This is a genomic window from Pseudomonas sp. 18058, assembly GCF_902706155.1.
Lineage (GTDB): Bacteria > Pseudomonadota > Gammaproteobacteria > Pseudomonadales > Pseudomonadaceae > Aquipseudomonas > Aquipseudomonas rustica.
The window spans coordinates 1-16272 of the sequence record NZ_CACSJY010000089.1 but is presented as its reverse complement, the minus strand read 5'-3'; the positions used below and the strand labels follow the sequence as shown (position 1 = coordinate 16272).

The following is a 16272-nucleotide window of genomic DNA, read 5'->3' as shown; positions in this document are numbered from 1 at the left end:
GGTTCGTACAATATTAATTGGGCGGGGTGGTGATATGCGTTCGATATGGGCAGATCAGGAGCTACCCTCACCCCAGCCCTCTCCCGGAGGGAGAGGGGGCCGACCGAGGTGTTTTTCGCGATGCATCGACCTGAAAGTTCGAGTCGATTATGGATTCAAAGCTGATCTCTCAAGTCGGCGTAATTCGTCAATATCCCACGATCAGTCCCCTCTACCTTTGGGAGAGGGCTAGGGTGAGGGCTGGATTTCAAGTGTCCGCAGGGCCAACAGTTTGATTGCTTCAACCACCGGCGCCACACGCTCCGCCTGCCCATGCGGCCACACCGCGTAGAGGTTGTAATGCGCCGCAATCTGCGCCCCGTTCAACGCCACCAACCGCCCACTGCGCAACGCATCAGCCGCCAGCAATCCACGCACCAACCCCGCACCAACGCCCGCTTCGGCAGCGGCGATCAGGTTGGCCGCATTATCAAAAATCACCCGTGCCGGCGGTTCAGTCGGGGTCATTCCGGCCGCATCCAGCCACGGAATCCACGACCTTCGCGTATATCCCAACAACGGCAATTCCAAAATCTGCGCAGGGCTCAACGGCACCTGCAACCCATAGCGTTCCAGCAAATCCGGCGAAGCCACCGCCAACACCCTATCGCCACAAATCTGCGTCATCTCGCAGTCGTCCCAATCGCCATAGCCATAGCGCAACGCCAGATCGACTCGCTCAAACGTGCTGCGATCACTGCGCGGCATCGACAGCAACGTCACCTCGTAATCCGGCAGCCCGTCGAGCAACTGCGGCAGGCGCGGATTGAGCCAGCTCTGCGCCAGTTCGCTGTCGACATCAAGCGTCAACCGTTGCGCGACGCTGCGGTTTTTCACCGACGAGATCGCCCGGTCAATCTGCGCCAGACCGTCCGACAACACACTGGCAAACAACTGCCCGGCGTCGGTCAGGTTGCTGCCGCCGCCTTCACGCACGAACAGCGGCTGGCCGATGAAATCTTCCAGCGCACGGATCTGCTGGCTGATCGCGCTGTGGGTCAGATCCAGTTTGCGCGCAGCACTGGAGAAACTGCCGCTGCGCGCGGCGTGGATAAACGCGCTCATGGACTGCACCGACGGGTATCGCTTGTACATGTTGTTAGTCCTGCTTACAGCGGTTGGCAGAAATCGTCGCTGGCCGCGTTTTGCTCAGGGTTCCAATAATCGGTGACCAGGCCCGCACAAAGACGGGCCGCTCTTTTGGAGCCTGACAATGATTGCATTCACGGTTAACGGCGAACGACGCGAGCTGGATGAAGCGTCCTCCTCCATGCCCTTGTTATGGGTCTTGCGTGATCAACTGAAACTCACCGGCACCAAGTTCGGCTGCGGCATGGGTCTGTGCGGTGCCTGCACCGTGCACCTGGACGGCGTCGCGGTGCGTTCCTGCCAATTGCCGGCGGCCGCCGTCGCGGGCCACAGCATCACCACCATCGAAGGTTTGTCGCCGACGGAAAACCATCCGCTGCAATTGGCCTGGGTCGCCGAAGATGTGCCGCAATGCGGCTACTGTCAATCCGGGCAGATCATGTCCGCCGCCGCGCTGCTCAACACCGGTGCGGCGGTGACCGACGATTCGATCCGCAACGCCATGTCCGGAAATATCTGCCGCTGCGGCACTTACGGGCGCATCAATAAAGCGATCAAACGTGCGGCGAATGCGCCGAAGGAGGCGTGATGAGCCTCATCGACGACACCCGCATCGAACTGCCGCGGCGGGTTTTTCTCAAGCAAGCGGCGACCGTCGCTTCCGGACTGGCGATTGCCCTGTATCTGCCCGGCGGCATGGCGGCCACCGATCCAAAAGCCATGGCGCCGGCCAACGAATTTGAGCCGAATGCCTGGGTGCGGATTTTTCCCGACGGCACGGTGAAACTGGTGGTGCACAAGCATGACTCAGGCACCGGTACGCAAACGGCATTGGCCGCGTGTGTGGCGGAAGAGCTGGACGTCAACCCGATGACCGTGCAGGTGATTACCCCGGAAGATCCGTTTTTCGAAACCTACATTCATCCGGTCTGGAAAGTCTTCTCCACGGGCGGCAGCACCAGTGTTTCCCTCGAATACGATCGCTTGCGCATGGCCGGTGCCACGGCGCGGGCGCTGTTGATTACAGCAGCGGCGAAACAGTGGAAAGTCAGCCCCGACAGTTGCACCACCGAGGAAGGTCGCGTCGTTCACACGTCGAGTAAGCGTAGCCTCGGTTATGGCGAACTGGTCGGGGTCGCGGCGAATCTGCCAGCGCCGACCCACGTCACGCTGAAAGACCCGGCGCAGTTCAAATACATCGGCAAGCTGCGGCACAAACGTGATGCGGCGGCCAAGGTGTGCGGGCGGTTCAAGTACAGCATCGACGTGCATTTGCCGGACATGCTGGTGGCGGTGATTCAGCGCGCGCCGGTGGTCGGCGCGAAGGTCGTCAGCGTCGATTCAGCGGCCGCTTTGCAAGTTCCGGGTGTGCGCAAAGTGCTGGCGATTCCGGGGCGTCCGGATGTGCTCGGCGGCAATCTGGAAGGCGTCGCCGTGTTGGCGGATACGTTCTGGGCCGCGCAGCAGGGCCGCAAAGTACTGGAGATCAAGTGGAGCGATTCACCGCTGGCCGGGTTCGACAGCGAGCAGTTGTTCAGCGCTCAAGCCAAAGCCATCGGCGATCCGCAAGCACAAACCGTCAAAGCCATGACCCAAGGTGATGTCGCCGGGCAATGGGCGGGCGCGGCGAAGCTGATCGAAGCCGATTACACCATGCCCTACAAGGTGCAAAACCCGCTGGAACCGATCTGCATCACCGCGCAGGTCAAGGACAAGGCGATCACCTATTGGGGCGGCGTGCAGGTGCCGTCGTCGGCACTGGAAGCGGCGCAAACCGTGTGCGGGATCGACAAGGCCAACGTCACCATTCATGAGTTGGTGTCTGGCGGCAGTTTCGGTGCGCGGGAGGCAAAATACTGGTTGTTTGAAGTCGCGTATCTGGCGCAGAAAACCGGTGTGCCGGTGAAACTGCTCAACAGCCGTGAAGATGAAATGCACGCGCTGTTCAATCATCCGGCGACGTTGCATCGGGTCAAAGGCGCGCTCGACGCTCAAGGCAAACTCAGCGCGCTGCAGCTGCACGCGGTGTCGCCAGCCTCGCCGGAACAGTGGGAGCCGGGCTATTTCGAACGCCCCGACAAGATGGATTACAGCACCACCGAAGCGATCACCGCGTGGGACTTCGCCTACCGTCCACCGCATTTGGAACTGAATTGGGTCAAGCACGAAAGCGACGTGCCAAGCGGCTGGTATCGCTCGGTGAGTTTTATTCCCAACGTGTTTGCCGTCGAGAGCTTCATGGATGAGCTGGCCCACGCGGCCGGTGCAGATCCACTGGCGTTCCGCCTGGCCAATATGCAGGAACGACCTCGGCATGTGACCGTGCTCAAGCAGGCAGCCGAGCGCGCCGGTTGGGGTCAGCCGTTGCCACCGGGAACCGCGCTGGGCATCGCGACCAATCAGGGTTACACCAGTTTCATCGCGGTGGTCGCAAGGGTGGCGACGGTCGATGGCAAGCCAAAAGTCGAGAAGCTCACCTGCGTGGTCGATTGCGGTTTGGCAGTGTCGCCGGGCGGTGTTGAAGAGCAAATCTACGGCGGCCTGATGTGGGGCTTCGGTCACGCGTTGTTCGATCGGCTCGACATCAAACAGGGCAGGGTGGTGCAGAGCAATTTCCACGACTATCGCGTCACGCGCATGTCCGACATGCCGGCCACCGACATCCTCGTGCTCGACGGTGAGCCGAGCAAACCGGGTGGCGTCGGCGAGTTGGGCAGTCCGTCGGTGGTGCCGGCCATCGCCAATGCGTTGTTCGCGCTGACCGGCGTGCGCCAGCGTTCGACGCCACTGAGCCTGGGATAAATCGCCATGGACTTGCGCTTGCTGCGGTACTTCATGGCGTTGGCCGATGAGTTGCATTTCGGTCGCGCTGCCGAACGCCTGCATATCTGCCAGCCGCCGCTGAGCCAGCAGATTCGTTTGCTGGAAGAGGAACTGGGCACGCCGCTGTTCGAGCGCAGCCATCATCGGGTCGAACTGACGGCGGCGGGGCAGATGCTCAAGGAGCAGGCGCCGCTGGTGTTCGAACAGCTTGAGCGGGCGCTGGATCTGACCCGGCAGACCGGGCGTGGTCAGCTCGGCGAACTGGAAATAGGCATGATCAGTTCGGTGATGGTCGGCGTGCTGCCCAAGGCCTTGCACCTGTTTCGCGAGCGCTATCCGCAGGTCAATTGGCGCCTGCACGAAATGACCCCGGCGGCGCAGGTCAAGGCGTTGAAGGAGAAGCGCATTGATGCCTGCGTGTTTCGCGTGGGTTATGACGATCCGTTGTTGCGCAATGAACTGCTCATCTATGAACCGATTCATGTGGTGATGCCGGCGGATCATCCGTTGGCGCAACGCGAGGTGCTGGCCCCGGCGGATCTGGCGCAGGAGCCGTTTGTGGCGCTGGAGCTGAAGCAGTCACGGTTTGCCAATTTTCTCTATCAATGCTGCATTCAGGCCGGGTTTACCCCGCAGATCCGTCAGCAGGTGATTGAGGTGCAGACGCTATTGAGTCTCGTGCGAGCCGGGTTTGGCGTGGCGCTGTTGCCGGCGTCGATTGAACAGTTGGCGCCGGCGGGGCTGGTGTTTCGACGCCTGACCCCAGCGTTGCCGGAAGTGCCGCTGTATGCGACGTATCGGGCGGATGATGCTTCCCCCGTCCTGAAACTCTTCCTCGATACCCTCCGCGAACTCAACGGCAACCCCCAACCCCTGTAGGAGCTGCCGAAGGCTGCGATCTTTTGATGTTGCTTTTAAAAAACAAAATCAAAAGATCGCAGCCTTCGGCAGCTCCTACAGGGGGACTTGGTGTGTACGAAAAGGGTGGCACGATCAGAGGTGGCTGCGGTCGTACTCTTCACATGGCGCATCACTTGTGGAGATCCAATGAGCCAGGAAGTCCTGACCACCGAAACCAATCGCCGCCAGTTACAACAAATCATCGCCGGGTTGTCCGACGGGGTGATTCTGCTGGAGCGGGATCAGAGCATCCTCTGGGCCAACGAGGCCGCGCTGGCCATGCATGGCGTCAGCCGGATCGGTGAGCTGGGCCACAACGCCTCCGAGTACGCGCAGCGTTTCAACCTGCGTTATCGCAACAACCACACGCTGTCGCCCGAGAATTATCCGATCAGCCGCGTGGCGCGCTGCGAGGCGTTCAATGATGTGCTGATCGAAGTGAATGCGGCGGATGACCCGGAACGCGTCTGGGTACACAGCGTGCGCAGCATGATCCTTACCGATCGCGAGGGGCAGCCCGAGTCGCTGGTGTTGATCATGAGCGACGTCACCGACTGGGCCAACGCCGAGCAGCGTTTCGAAAAAACCTTCAATGCCAACCCGGCGCCGGCGGTGATCTGCCGTATCAGCGACTTGCGCTATATCAAGGTCAATCCGGGGTTTCTGGAGATGACCGGCTATACCCGCGAGCAAGTCATCGGCACCTCAGCTTATGAAATCGACATCTACGAGCAGGCAGAAAAGCGCGATCTGGCCATTCAGCGCCTGCGCGATGTAGAGACCATTCCGCAGATGCAGGCTGAATTGCGCTTGCCCGATGGTAGCAGCAAGCAGGTGATCGTCGCCGGGCAACCGCTGGTGCTCAACGACGAAGATTGCATGCTGTTTTCCTTTGTCGACATGGAACTGCGGCACAAGGCCGAAGTGGCGCTGCGTCAGAGTGAGGAGCGGTTTGCCAAGGCGTTTCGCCTGACGCCGGTGCCGATTCTGATCTGCACAGCGGAGGAGCAGCGGGTGCTCGACGTCAATCAGGCGTTTCTCGATACCCTGGCTTTTGACGGGGACGATGTGCTCGGTAAAACCGTGACGCAGATTGGTTTTATCGATGACAACGGTGCGCGGTCCCGTCTGCTCGCGGCGCTTGAGAACAATGGCCGAGTGGATCGGGTGGACGTGCGGGTGCGCACCAAGGACGCTGATTTGCTCGAGTGTGCGCTGTCGGCCGACACGGTGAATATTCATGATGTGCCGTGCTATTTGCTGGTGCTGATGGACATCACCGAGCGCAAGCGTACCGAGCTTGAGCTGGTGGCGGCGATTGAAGAGGTGATGAAGGATGCTTCGTGGTTCAGTCGTACGCTGATCGAGAAGCTGGCGAATGTGAAGAAGGTCAATTCGCCGCAATTGCCGAGTGTGTCGTTTACCGACCTGACGGCGCGGGAGCGGGATGTGTTGGGGCTGATTTGTGAGGGTTTGGCGGACAAGGAGATCGCCGCGCGGCTGAAGCTGGCGCCGAATACCGTGCGCAATCATGTGGCGACGGTGTATTCGAAGCTGGATGTTCATAGTCGCAGTGAGGCGATTGTCTGGGCGCGCGAGCGCGGGTTGTTTTCGGGGGAATGGCGCGGGCAGCGTTAGGGTGCAAATGCACTAGTTGATCCGGTGCAAATTGAGGTTCTGGTGGGGGCGGGTGGTTCTTAGTCTGGTGGGGTGCGGTGCGTGGCTTTTTTTGCGTGACCGTGTCCCTTCGAAGTAGCTAAAGGAACAGCCTCAATGATGAATCTTGCGCAGTTGCGCGCTCAGCTTGAGCAGAGTTTTTCGCCGCTGGCGTGTGAGTGTCTGGTGGATGGTGATCATTCGCTGACGGTGAAGCTTTATCACCCGGTGTCTGGGCAGGTGGATCTGGTTGTCAGTGGGTTGAAACTGGATGTGTTGCGCACGGCGGAGTCGGTGGCGGGGTTGATTGAAGAATTGCGTTATGAGTTGGAGAGTAATTCTTTGCGCTCGTCTCGAGATCCCGACTTGGCCTGAGCCCGTGTAGGAGCTGCCGAAGGCTGCGATCTTTTGATCTTTTGATCTTTTGATTATTTGGCTTTGGGGTACATATCCGTTGCAGCGGTTACGGCTGCTAATGGTTTCGCCCTTACGGCGAGTCCCTTTGGCAAACGCCGGAGTGCCGGCCCAGCCCAAAGGAACCAAAGGTCTGTGCCCTGACGTCCGGCCCTCGCTAAGGCTCGGGTTCCTTCGCTCCGGGTTCATCCGGGGGCATCGCCTACGGTTTGCTTCGCTGCACCTCCTCTCGATGCTTTCCCCGTATGAATCCCTCCACTCAGCCTCCCGACGGGCTCTAAGATCAAAAGCTGCACCCGAGCTTGCGCTCATCGTGTTGAGTGGTGAGGAGCGGGGCGCGGTTGGCTTTGGATTTGTGGTGTTCTTGCCCCTCACCCCAGCCCTCTCCCGAGGGAGAGGGAGCCGATTGGTGGGCTTTTCGGGATTTGTGTGCGGCGCGGTATTTCACGTCGGCGTAACTTGCCCAAACACCTCGGTCAGTCCCCTCTCCCTCTGGGAGAGGGCTAGGGTGAGGGGCTTTCAGAATATACGCGGCAGCCAACCTTGCGCTCATTCTGTGTAGGAGCTGCCGAAGGCTGCGATCTTTTGATCTTGCTGTTTTAGAAGCCCGGCCTGCTCGCGACCGCGCTCTCTCAGGCAATCCAATCGCGATCCCCACCTCAAAATCGACAGCCCCATTCCCCCAATCCAGCCATTTCACTGGCGCTTGCACTCACCTCGGCTATAAAGAATGAGTGGTCAGGTCTCTCGTGGTCGGTTGGGTCGCGGGAGTTTGTCGCTCATTTTTCGCGGGTCGTCCTATGAACAGTCTTGGGAAACGCGTGTTGCCTTTGGTTATTTTTGGTGTGTTGGCCGGTTGTGCCAGTCCTCCGCCGCCTCCGCCCGTGGCGCCGCCTCCGCCGCCGGAGCGCACTTGTCAGATTCAGGAAAGCACCGAGGTGGTCGGTGACATGTACATCGACGAGCAGGTGACTCGACACATCACCACCACCCGTTGCGTCACCCAATAGATCCATTGCTTGAAAAAACTGTAGGAGCTGCCGAAGGCTGCGATCTTTTGATCTTGATTTACAAAATTCAAAAGATCGCAGCCTGCGGCAGCTCCTATAGGGGCAGGATCCGTTCAGGGTTTGAGCGGGATCAGGAGAGGAAACCGCCATCCACGTTCAGCGCAACGCCGGTGGTGTAGCTTGATGCATCACTCGCCAGGTACAGCACCGCACCGGCCATTTCGCTCGGATCGGCCACGCGCTTGAGCGGGATCTGGGTCAGTGCCTGCTTGAGAATCGCATCGTTCTTCACCAGCGCTGAAGCGAATTTGGTGTCGGTCAGGCCCGGCAGGAGAGCATTGCAGCGGATGCCGAACTGCGCGCATTCCTTGGCGAAGACCTTGGTCATGTTGATCACCGCAGCCTTGGTCACCGAGTAGATGCCCTGGAAGATGCCTGGCGAAATACCGTTGATCGACGCGACGTTGATGATGCTGCCGCCACCGTTTTCGCGCATCAGCTTGCCGGCTTCAACGGACATGAAGAAGTAGCCACGAATGTTCACGTCGACGGTTTTCTGGAACGCGCCGAGGTCGGTGTCGAGCACGTTGCAGAATTGCGGGTTGGTCGCGGCGTTGTTGACCAGAATATCGAGGCGGCCGAACTGTTCTTTGATGCCGGCGAACACTTGGGCAATCTGCTCCATTTCACCGATGTGGCAGGCCACTGCAGTGGCTTTGCCGCCAGCGGCGATGATCGCGTCGGCGACGTGCTGGCAGCCGTCGAGTTTGCGGCTCGAGACGATGACGTGGGCGCCTTGCTGGGCCAACAGTTTGGCGATGGCTTCACCGATGCCACGGCTGGCGCCGGAGACGAAAGCGATTTTGCCGTCGAGGTCGAACAACTGAGTCTTGGACATAGGGGTTCCTTGGTGTGGGCCGTCAGAGGCTCGATTTCGCGATGACTTGCAGGCTCATCTGCTCCAGCAGTTTGTTCATGTGAATGAACTGCGCGAAGCGTTTGTCCTGGGTCTGGCCGTGGTAGAAGCGGTAGTAGATCTGCTGCACGATGCCGGCCAGGCGGAACAGGCCGTAGGTGTAGTAGAAGTCGAAATTGTCGATCTGGATACCCGAGCGTTCGGCGTAGTAATCGACGAACTCGCGGCGGGTCAACATGCCTGGCGCATGGCTCGGCTGGCGGCGCATCAGTTGCACCGGCGCCGGGTCGTCGGCCTGAATCCAATAGGCGAGGGTGTTGCCCAGATCCATCAGCGGATCGCCGAGGGTGGTCAGTTCCCAGTCGAGCACGCCGATGATCTGCATCGGGTTGTTCGGGTCGAGGATGACGTTGTCGAAGCGATAGTCGTTATGGACGATGCTCGACGTCGGATGGTCGGCCGGCATCTTGTCGTTGAGCCAGGCTTTCACCGCCTCCCAGAGCGGTGCGTCCGGGGTCAGGGCTTTTTCGTAGCGCTCGCTCCAGCCTTTGATCTGGCGGGCGACGTAGCCTTCCGGTTTGCCCAGATCGCCGAGGCCGCAGGCGTTGTAGTCAACGCGGTGCAACTCGACGAAACGGTCGATAAAGCTCTTGCACAGCGCTTCGGTTTTTGCCGAATCGAGGCCCAGTTCCGGCGGCAGTTCCGAGCGCAGGATGATGCCGTTGACCCGTTCCATCACGTAGAACTCGGCGCCGATCACCGACTCGTCGGTGCAGTGCACGTAGGCTTTCGGGCAATACGGAAAACCGTCGCGCAATTGATTGAGGATGCGAAATTCGCGGCCCATGTCGTGGGCGGATTTGGCCTTGTGGCCGAACGGCGGACGGCGCAGGACGAATTCCTGTTCCGGGTATTCCAGCAGGTAGGTCAGGTTCGACGCGCCGCCGGGAAACTGGCTGATCGCTGGTGTGCCGCTCAGGCCCGGAATATGCGCCTTGAGGTACGGATCGATCAGGCTGGCATCAAGTTCTTCGCCAGAGCGGATACGGGTGGACTGGTCAGTAAGCGCCATGCTTATCCCTTCTGCTTATTTTGGAGGCCAGACATCATTGGCTAATCTAATGGCGCGCCCGATTGCTCACAAGCGCGGTGCGGTCTTATAGGTTAGCGTGTTGCCGGATAATCAGCGTTCCGAATAAGCACAAGAGCCCACCGTGTAGGAGCTGCCGAAGGCTGCGATCTTTTGATCTTATAAAAGCAAGATCAAAAGATCGCAGCCTTCGGCAGCTCCTACAGGTCATTCAGGTCATTCAGGTCAGTCAGATCAGTCAGATCAGTGCACGCGCTGGTTGCTGAGTTTTGGCGGGAGGGCGATCGGGGTGAGCACCGGTTGCCCGGAGAAAAAGGCGACGAGGTTTTTGCCCACCAGTTCGACCGTGCCTTGGGTGGCCTCTGGCGACAGGCCGGCAACGTGAGGCGTGAGCAACACATTGCTGAGGGATTTCAACGCATCCGGCACCTGCGGTTCGTGATCGAACACATCCAGTGCCGCACCGGCAATTTTTCGTTGTTCAAGGGCCGTGATCAGGTCTGCTGTGGCAATCACACTGGCCCGCGCAATGTTGACGATAAAACCCTTCGGCCCCAGTGCATCAAGCACTGCACGCGTCACCATATGCTGCGTGCCGATACCGCCCGGCGTCGCGATGATCAGAAAGTCCGAAGCGCGCGCCAGTTCGGTCGGCGTCGAGCAAAACGCGTAAGGCACCTCGCTGCGCACCTGACGGCTGTGGTAGCTGATTTCCATGTCGAAACCGAGGTGCGCGCGCTTGGCAATCGCCAGGCCCACGGCACCGAGCCCGAGAATCCCCAAGCGTTTACCGGCCAGCGACGGGCGCATGATCTTCGGCCATTCACCACGACGTACCGCCGCGTCGCAACGCGGAATATCACGCACCAATGCCAGCAGCATCGCCATCGCATGGTCGGCCACGGACGAGGCGTTAACCCCGGCGCCATTGGTCACGGTAATCCCGCGATCACTGGCGGCTTGCAGATCAACCTGCTCATAACCGGCCCCGATCACGGTGATGATTTTCAGCGCGGGCAGGGCGGCGATCTCGTCAGCCGTCAGACCCAGCGGGCCACGGGTCAGCACCGCATCGATGCGACTGCCGTGAGTGGCAATAGCCTGCGCGCGTTCGGCGGGCGTCGGCGCGAGGATCAGGTGAAAACCCTGATTTTCCAGAATCGGCAAATAGTCGTTGATGGTTTCAACCAGTACCAGAACGGTTGCGGGCATTGCGCGGCTCCTGTGATCGTCGGCGTCGAGGGCATCAAATTATGCTTCAGAGTGCTGATTCCAGAGCGGTTTGGCAATGGTTGAGCGTTGCTCCGCATCAGCCAGTGTAGGAGCTGATGCAGGGCTCGCCTGAACGCTTCGTCAGAAGCTTACGTCGGCGCTGTTTATTACCCGGGCGAAGGCGCCACCGAGGGTGGCGTTGTGGTGATCGATAATCGCCTGCGCTGATAGGGCAGGAGTGTCCATGCAAGTGTGGGCGTCGGCGATCAACACGGGTTTGAAGCCCAGGTCGGCAGCGGCGCGGCAAGTGCTATCGATGCAGAATTGAGTCTTCATGCCGACGAGGTAGAGATTCTCGATTTTTCTGGATTGCAGTTGCTGCGCCAAGTCAGTGCCATGGAAGGCGTTGGGTCTGGACTTGTTAAAGAGGGTTGCGGTTTCAGCGTTGAGCTCAAGCTCGGGCAGCAATTGCCAGAACGGACTGCCAGCGGCAATCGGCGAACCTTGGGGCCCGGTGTGGCGTACCGCAAAGATCGGCACCTGCTGTTGTCTCGCCTTGGCGATAAGGTGCTGGATGTTGGCGAGAATTTGCTCGCCGTGATGAGGTTGTTCCGGGCCATGAAACAGACCGACCTGCATATCGATGATCAACAGTGCTGCAGACATGATGTCTCTCCTTGAGTTCTGCAAATGCCGCACGGACGGGAGAAACAACAAGGCCCCGTCCATTGCTGGCGGGGCCTTGGGTTTGCTGCGCTGGGGTTACCTCAGGCGCAAACACCACGACCCGCCGATGGCGGTCGTGGTGGTACGGGTGAGGTGCAGCGCGCAAAGGTTCATGGGACTGATCATGCTGTGCGGGTTGCGCGCCTGTCAATTGGCGTATTGAGCGATGCCGTTGCCGAACGACCAGTTCTCTTTTTTCACTTCCACCAGATTGATGAACACATCTTCGAGGCGAATCGACAGGTGCGTGTTGAGGTTCTGCGCGATGGTTTGGTACAGCGCTTTTTTCTGCTCCAGCGTTCGGCCTTCGTTGAGCGTGATCTGGATGATCACCAGTTGCTCGGAACGCTGGATGCCGAGGTACTCGGGGTCAAAGACAAAGTGATTGGCGTCGTGCTCGTTGAGGATCTGGAAATTGTCGTGATCCGGGACGTTGATGGCGCTGCGCATGGCGCTGTAAATCTGCTCGCCGATGCGTTTGGTAAAGGTCGGGTCGGGGTGTTTTTTGATTTCGACGCGGACTAATGGCATGGGAAGGCTCCGAGGGAGTAGTGGGGCCTTTCTCACGCTAGATGAAATGGTGGGGATTGAAAGTATTTCGCTCGCCGATCCGACGCCTTCGCGAGCAAACCCGCTCCCACAATGGATCGCATTCCAACTGTGGGAGCGGGCTTGCTCGCGAAGAGGTCGGTATGACCAACACAAAAGCCTGCCTCTTGCACGGTGCTCGCGCCACAATCTGTCGGACATTTCGCCTACTGTTGTCAGCCAATAAACATAACTCGGTAATTCGTGTTTATAGACACCTGAAGTTACGTACGATTGCCCACAAATCGTTGCGTCGTTGCCTACGCCTAAGACAGAATCCGCCGGCTTGTGCGCCTTGGGGTGGGTCGGTAACGTTGATCGGGTCACTGATTTCCAGTGATCGGGCTTAGCGGCTCGGTATGCATCCACGGTTGTACAAGTCCTATCAAGTCAGGCTTTCGCCTGCGCTCGATGGTGGCTGTGCGCATGGCATCTTCGGATGCGCCGGGTTGTGAATGCTTACCGGACCGCTAACTTGCGCACAGCTGCCTCCCTTTTGCTTAGCGGTGGAATGGATGCAGCCTTATTACGAGGTAAGCATTTATGTTCAAGGTAACGCCAAACCCGCCGGCCACCGATCCGGCATCGCCCTACGAATCCTCCCAATCCAAGAAATTCCACGAAGCCGCCGAGCGCGCCCTCGACCACTACCTCGGCCCTCCCACTGCCGAAATCATGGCCGCACCGTATGTGTCCAACCGTTTGTTCATGGTCAACCCGGCCAGTGCGAACGAACCTCTATTGGCCGACGCCAGTGAGAGCCTCGGTTCGGCGTGCGTGATGATCAATGACCTGGCGGGGATGCTTGAGGGTACTCATCGCCGGACGCTGTTGGGAATTGCGCAAGTGGTGATGCTGGGAGAGCTAGCGGTTAATCAGGTGTTGGATAATTTGGTTCCGGTGGACTGAACCTTGTATGCGGCGAAGTCGCTGACCTCGCCGCATTACGTGAATTTGATATTTGATAGTTGTTTTTCCGGAAGTATAAATTAAACATGTCTCCTTTCTATTCTGATAACTCAAAGAGTTTTTATAAATTTATGATGCAGATGACTGGTCGCAGCGCCGTCTTGGCATGCCAGCCAGTAAAGCCCTCAAGTGATGGCGCGGCGTCTAAATTTACAAAATAACTGTCGTCACCCCTCTCGGTAGAGGTCCATGCGCCCCACCATGGATAGGTGCCTTTCCGTATAATTGGCCAATTCAAAAGTAGAGCCACATCTTTATTTTCACTGGAGTATAGATCGTAGAAAGCGAGCATTTCTGTGAGAGTTGCGAGCCTTCCTCCCAGACTCTTACAGTGGGCGTTGGCATCTTGCCAACTTCGTCCTTTAGCGTCGTTTTTTAACATCACTTTTATGCCGCTTACCGAAAGGGTATAAAGTGCTGTTTTGCCTAGGCTGTCAGTAACCGTTATTGTTGCGTTGCCGTTTGTTTTCGCTGTTACGACTCCTTGGTTTGTAACGGTAGCGACTTGTTCAGCATTCGAACGGTAAACGTATGGCGGCACTCCCCCAATTGCCGGCTGAGAGTAAGTTGCTTCGGCAGGGGGGGATTTTGGAGGTCTATCTGAAGCGACTATGTAGCGAGTCAGTTGTAGTGAGCGATCATTTCCGATTCCCAGACTTTGTACTGTGTAGATTCTGGTGGGGAGGCTCGTTGCTTTATTTTCATCTGTGCTTCCGTCAAAGCTTATTTTAAATTCGACACTCAGAGTTGAACCAACTTTCAACTTTCGCAGTGCGATGACTGGGGTCGGTGGAAGCATCCCGTTTGGTAGGCCGTCAAATGGTACAGAAGTAGCCGCGTAGTACTGCAACGAGAAGGGAGTGCCATCGGCGTTGGTGCCATTATAATGCAGCCACATTTTTTGGGTGGTGGCTATTAATGGCCAACGGGCTATTCGTGTTTTCGCATCATCCTTGAGTTGAAGAATATTCAACTCATTCTCCAAGGCCCCATCTATAGTCGGGATACTGTTTAATAACTCAGACGCCGGAATAGTTTGCACATTCATTTGGAATGGCTGCGATTGAATCGGCTGAGCACTCCCCCGGCGGATTGTGTACTTTAAAATTACTGAGAGACCAAGGTTAAAGGCCACCACTTCTTTGCGAAACTGAATTTCACGCTCGTCAACGGTTCCGAATTCATCCTCAGGTGAGGTGTAACTACCACCGCCGGCGGTTCCTACCCAGACCACGCTAATTTTGTCAGATGGATTAATACCCACGTACGACGGGATCGTGATAGTCAGTCCGTCCTTGGTTGCAACCGGATTCAGGTTGTTTGCATCGGCTTCCTTGACGGAGGGTGCGTTTAGCCGTGTGACACTCACTTTCCACGGTGCAGACTCCGGATCGGAACCATATTGCGCGACAGCTGTGAGACTGCATTCGCCGAGGGCGAGGCCTCTCAGTTCTCGGCTCCAATAGCCTTGTGCATCAGCAGTTGCATTACCTCCAGTACTCACTCCGTTGTTATATATCAACACTGTCCCATTCGGCGACGCGGTGCCACTGACCTTCGCATTTGGATCGACAGTGAGACCGTTTTGCGGAATCGGTTCTCCATTTGAGTCAGTCATCGAGATAATCTCCGGCACGGCTAGTTCAAGCCCAACGGTGAACTCCAATGCATTCGAATAACTGGTCGTCCCTGTCTCTGCGCGCCATATCCAATAGCTGGCCGTTACCTTTTTGCCGCGATTGGGCTCGATATGTTTGGCCACGAATTCGGCATCAAGGTGGAAAGGCACGTCCTTGCCTGCCGAAAGCGAGTTGAGCGTAATCGAATCTTCTGTCCTGCCACTGACATCGCCGACCCAGGTATAGGTAACCACATCATCGCGTTTCGTCGGATTGACCGCCGATTTCGGCGCGGTCAATTGGCTGGTGCCGTTGGGCAGGTCATGGGGTTCCAGCGAGCCGTCTTTCTCTCCCAGCACCAGTGGTGCGACCAGCTCGAGTGACGGTTCGCCGACATTCAGTTGCGCCGCCTTGTGCGATTCGCGGCGCAGGATGTCGCCGTTGTCTTTTTCGCTCAGCAGGGCATATGAGAGTTCGAGTTTTCCGCCTTCAAGAGTTTTGAGGTGAGTGCCCTCGACGCTGATCGTGAAGCCTTGCGGGTTGTCTACTTCACTTTTACTCGGGAAGTACCACTCCAGTTCGGGGTCGTAGGTGCTGCCGTCCGGCCGGGTGCCGACCCAACTGAGTTCGATCGCCATGCCGACCTGAATCAGCGGGTCGTATGGAATACGGATGCGGGGGGCGGGGAGGTCGGGGTTGATCGCGCCCTGTTGGGCATCCTCGGCAATCGGTGCCGCAAGGCGATCCGCTTCGCCTTCGATCTGCACAAACTGGTTTTTGGAGCGCAGGGGTTCGGTACTGCCGCTGCGCGCCAGCGTGTAGGAAAAAATCACTTGGGTTTTGACCAGTCTGCGGGCATCCGCGTTGTTCAGCAGCAGCTCGTAGGTGTGAGGCAGGTTGTCGATTGTCTGGGTGGGCGCGTCGACCTCTATCGTCTCGCCATCGACGCTGGTACCGCGCATTTTCAGATGGATGATGTCGCCGAATTTGAAACTGGGGGGACTGGCCCAGACTTGAATCGTGAGGTCTTTATTGCCCAGTTGATCCAGGTCGATCTTGTTATTGAAGGCGTCCTTGGCGATGGGGGCCGTCAGGGAAACCGTGCCGACCGAAACGGTGATGCGCGTCTCTGTGCACCAGTCTTCCGATTGGTTGCCGACGATGTCAGTGACCAGAAATGTCACCGCCAGGCCTGCGTAATCGGTGTCGCCGGCCTCTTCG

The 16272-nt window shown here is 58.2% G+C and carries 14 protein-coding genes; 7 read left to right on the top strand and 7 right to left on the bottom strand.

What is annotated here, in order from left to right:
• Nucleotides 1-228 precede the first annotated feature (228 nt).
• Nucleotides 229-1134: a LysR substrate-binding domain-containing protein gene (locus GVL50_RS27325; RefSeq protein WP_159815708.1), complete on the bottom strand. Its 906-nt coding sequence runs from the start codon at nt 1132-1134 to the stop codon at nt 229-231.
• A gap of 118 nt (nt 1135-1252) precedes the next feature.
• On the opposite strand from GVL50_RS27325, the gene GVL50_RS27320 reads away from it, so the two are divergent.
• From GVL50_RS27320 to GVL50_RS27295, 6 genes are all read left to right on the top strand, one after another.
• On the top strand, nt 1253-1717 hold the full coding sequence (locus tag GVL50_RS27320) for a (2Fe-2S)-binding protein (RefSeq protein ID WP_159815707.1): 465 nt from the start codon (nt 1253-1255) through the stop codon (nt 1715-1717).
• Nucleotides 1717-3930: a xanthine dehydrogenase family protein molybdopterin-binding subunit gene (locus tag GVL50_RS27315; protein WP_159815706.1), complete on the top strand. Its 2214-nt coding sequence runs from the start codon at nt 1717-1719 to the stop codon at nt 3928-3930. Before GVL50_RS27320 ends, GVL50_RS27315 begins: the two co-directional genes overlap by 1 nt.
• A gap of 6 nt (nt 3931-3936) precedes the next feature.
• Entirely contained in the window at nt 3937-4830 is an 894-nt protein-coding gene (locus GVL50_RS27310) for a LysR substrate-binding domain-containing protein (RefSeq protein WP_053121372.1), read from the top strand.
• Nucleotides 4831-4998: 168 nt separating this feature from the next.
• Nucleotides 4999-6489 (top strand): helix-turn-helix transcriptional regulator, encoded by a 1491-nt coding sequence (locus GVL50_RS27305; RefSeq protein ID WP_159815705.1) that lies wholly within the window; start codon nt 4999-5001, stop codon nt 6487-6489.
• Between the two features lie 135 nt (nt 6490-6624).
• Nucleotides 6625-6882, top strand: a complete 258-nt coding sequence (locus GVL50_RS27300) for a DUF1652 domain-containing protein (protein WP_053121368.1) — start codon at nt 6625-6627, stop codon at nt 6880-6882.
• Nucleotides 6883-7721: 839 nt separating this feature from the next.
• The gene (locus GVL50_RS27295; RefSeq protein ID WP_053121366.1) at nt 7722-7931 is read left to right on the top strand and encodes a hypothetical protein; all 210 of its coding nucleotides are present in this window, start codon (nt 7722-7724) and stop codon (nt 7929-7931) included.
• Nucleotides 7932-8061: 130 nt separating this feature from the next.
• Here the strand turns inward: GVL50_RS27295 and GVL50_RS27290 are convergent, their stop codons facing one another.
• The 5 genes from GVL50_RS27290 to GVL50_RS27270 form a co-directional block, all read right to left on the bottom strand.
• A complete protein-coding gene (locus tag GVL50_RS27290) occupies nt 8062-8829 on the bottom strand; it encodes an SDR family oxidoreductase (protein ID WP_007911074.1) in 768 nt (255 codons plus the stop codon).
• Nucleotides 8830-8851: 22 nt separating this feature from the next.
• Complete coding sequence (locus GVL50_RS27285) at nt 8852-9919, bottom strand: phosphotransferase family protein (RefSeq protein ID WP_159815704.1); 1068 nt, start codon at nt 9917-9919, stop codon at nt 8852-8854.
• Between the two features lie 261 nt (nt 9920-10180).
• Nucleotides 10181-11149 carry a 2-hydroxyacid dehydrogenase gene (locus tag GVL50_RS27280; RefSeq protein WP_159815703.1) on the bottom strand — a complete coding sequence of 323 codons (969 nt, stop codon included), beginning with the start codon at nt 11147-11149 and terminating at the stop codon, nt 10181-10183.
• Between the two features lie 141 nt (nt 11150-11290).
• On the bottom strand, nt 11291-11815 hold the full coding sequence (locus tag GVL50_RS27275) for a cysteine hydrolase family protein (RefSeq protein ID WP_159815702.1): 525 nt from the start codon (nt 11813-11815) through the stop codon (nt 11291-11293).
• 207 nt (nt 11816-12022) lie between these two features.
• Nucleotides 12023-12406 carry a tautomerase family protein gene (locus GVL50_RS27270; RefSeq protein WP_159815701.1) on the bottom strand — a complete coding sequence of 128 codons (384 nt, stop codon included), beginning with the start codon at nt 12404-12406 and terminating at the stop codon, nt 12023-12025.
• 600 nt (nt 12407-13006) lie between these two features.
• On the opposite strand from GVL50_RS27270, the gene GVL50_RS27265 reads away from it, so the two are divergent.
• Nucleotides 13007-13372: a DUF6124 family protein gene (locus tag GVL50_RS27265; protein WP_159815700.1), complete on the top strand. Its 366-nt coding sequence runs from the start codon at nt 13007-13009 to the stop codon at nt 13370-13372.
• A gap of 121 nt (nt 13373-13493) precedes the next feature.
• On the opposite strand, the gene GVL50_RS27260 is transcribed toward GVL50_RS27265, so the two are convergent.
• The coding region (locus GVL50_RS27260; protein WP_178124226.1) for an Ig-like domain-containing protein at nt 13494-16272 on the bottom strand (2779 nt) is incomplete at its 5' end.

Bases quoted from the DNA above. Each gene is read 5' to 3' on its own strand.
- GVL50_RS27325 (WP_159815708.1), bottom strand. From the start codon at position 1,134: ATGTACAAGCGATACCCGTCGGTGCAGTCCATGAGCGCGTTTATCCAC.
- GVL50_RS27320 (WP_159815707.1), top strand. From the start codon at position 1,253: ATGATTGCATTCACGGTTAACGGCGAACGACGCGAGCTGGATGAAGCG.
- GVL50_RS27315 (WP_159815706.1), top strand. From the start codon at position 1,717: ATGAGCCTCATCGACGACACCCGCATCGAACTGCCGCGGCGGGTTTTT.
- GVL50_RS27310 (WP_053121372.1), top strand. From the start codon at position 3,937: ATGGACTTGCGCTTGCTGCGGTACTTCATGGCGTTGGCCGATGAGTTG.
- GVL50_RS27305 (WP_159815705.1), top strand. From the start codon at position 4,999: ATGAGCCAGGAAGTCCTGACCACCGAAACCAATCGCCGCCAGTTACAA.
- GVL50_RS27300 (WP_053121368.1), top strand. From the start codon at position 6,625: ATGATGAATCTTGCGCAGTTGCGCGCTCAGCTTGAGCAGAGTTTTTCG.
- GVL50_RS27295 (WP_053121366.1), top strand. From the start codon at position 7,722: ATGAACAGTCTTGGGAAACGCGTGTTGCCTTTGGTTATTTTTGGTGTG.
- GVL50_RS27290 (WP_007911074.1), bottom strand. From the start codon at position 8,829: ATGTCCAAGACTCAGTTGTTCGACCTCGACGGCAAAATCGCTTTCGTC.
- GVL50_RS27285 (WP_159815704.1), bottom strand. From the start codon at position 9,919: ATGGCGCTTACTGACCAGTCCACCCGTATCCGCTCTGGCGAAGAACTT.
- GVL50_RS27280 (WP_159815703.1), bottom strand. From the start codon at position 11,149: ATGCCCGCAACCGTTCTGGTACTGGTTGAAACCATCAACGACTATTTG.
- GVL50_RS27275 (WP_159815702.1), bottom strand. From the start codon at position 11,815: ATGTCTGCAGCACTGTTGATCATCGATATGCAGGTCGGTCTGTTTCAT.
- GVL50_RS27270 (WP_159815701.1), bottom strand. From the start codon at position 12,406: ATGCCATTAGTCCGCGTCGAAATCAAAAAACACCCCGACCCGACCTTT.
- GVL50_RS27265 (WP_159815700.1), top strand. From the start codon at position 13,007: ATGTTCAAGGTAACGCCAAACCCGCCGGCCACCGATCCGGCATCGCCC.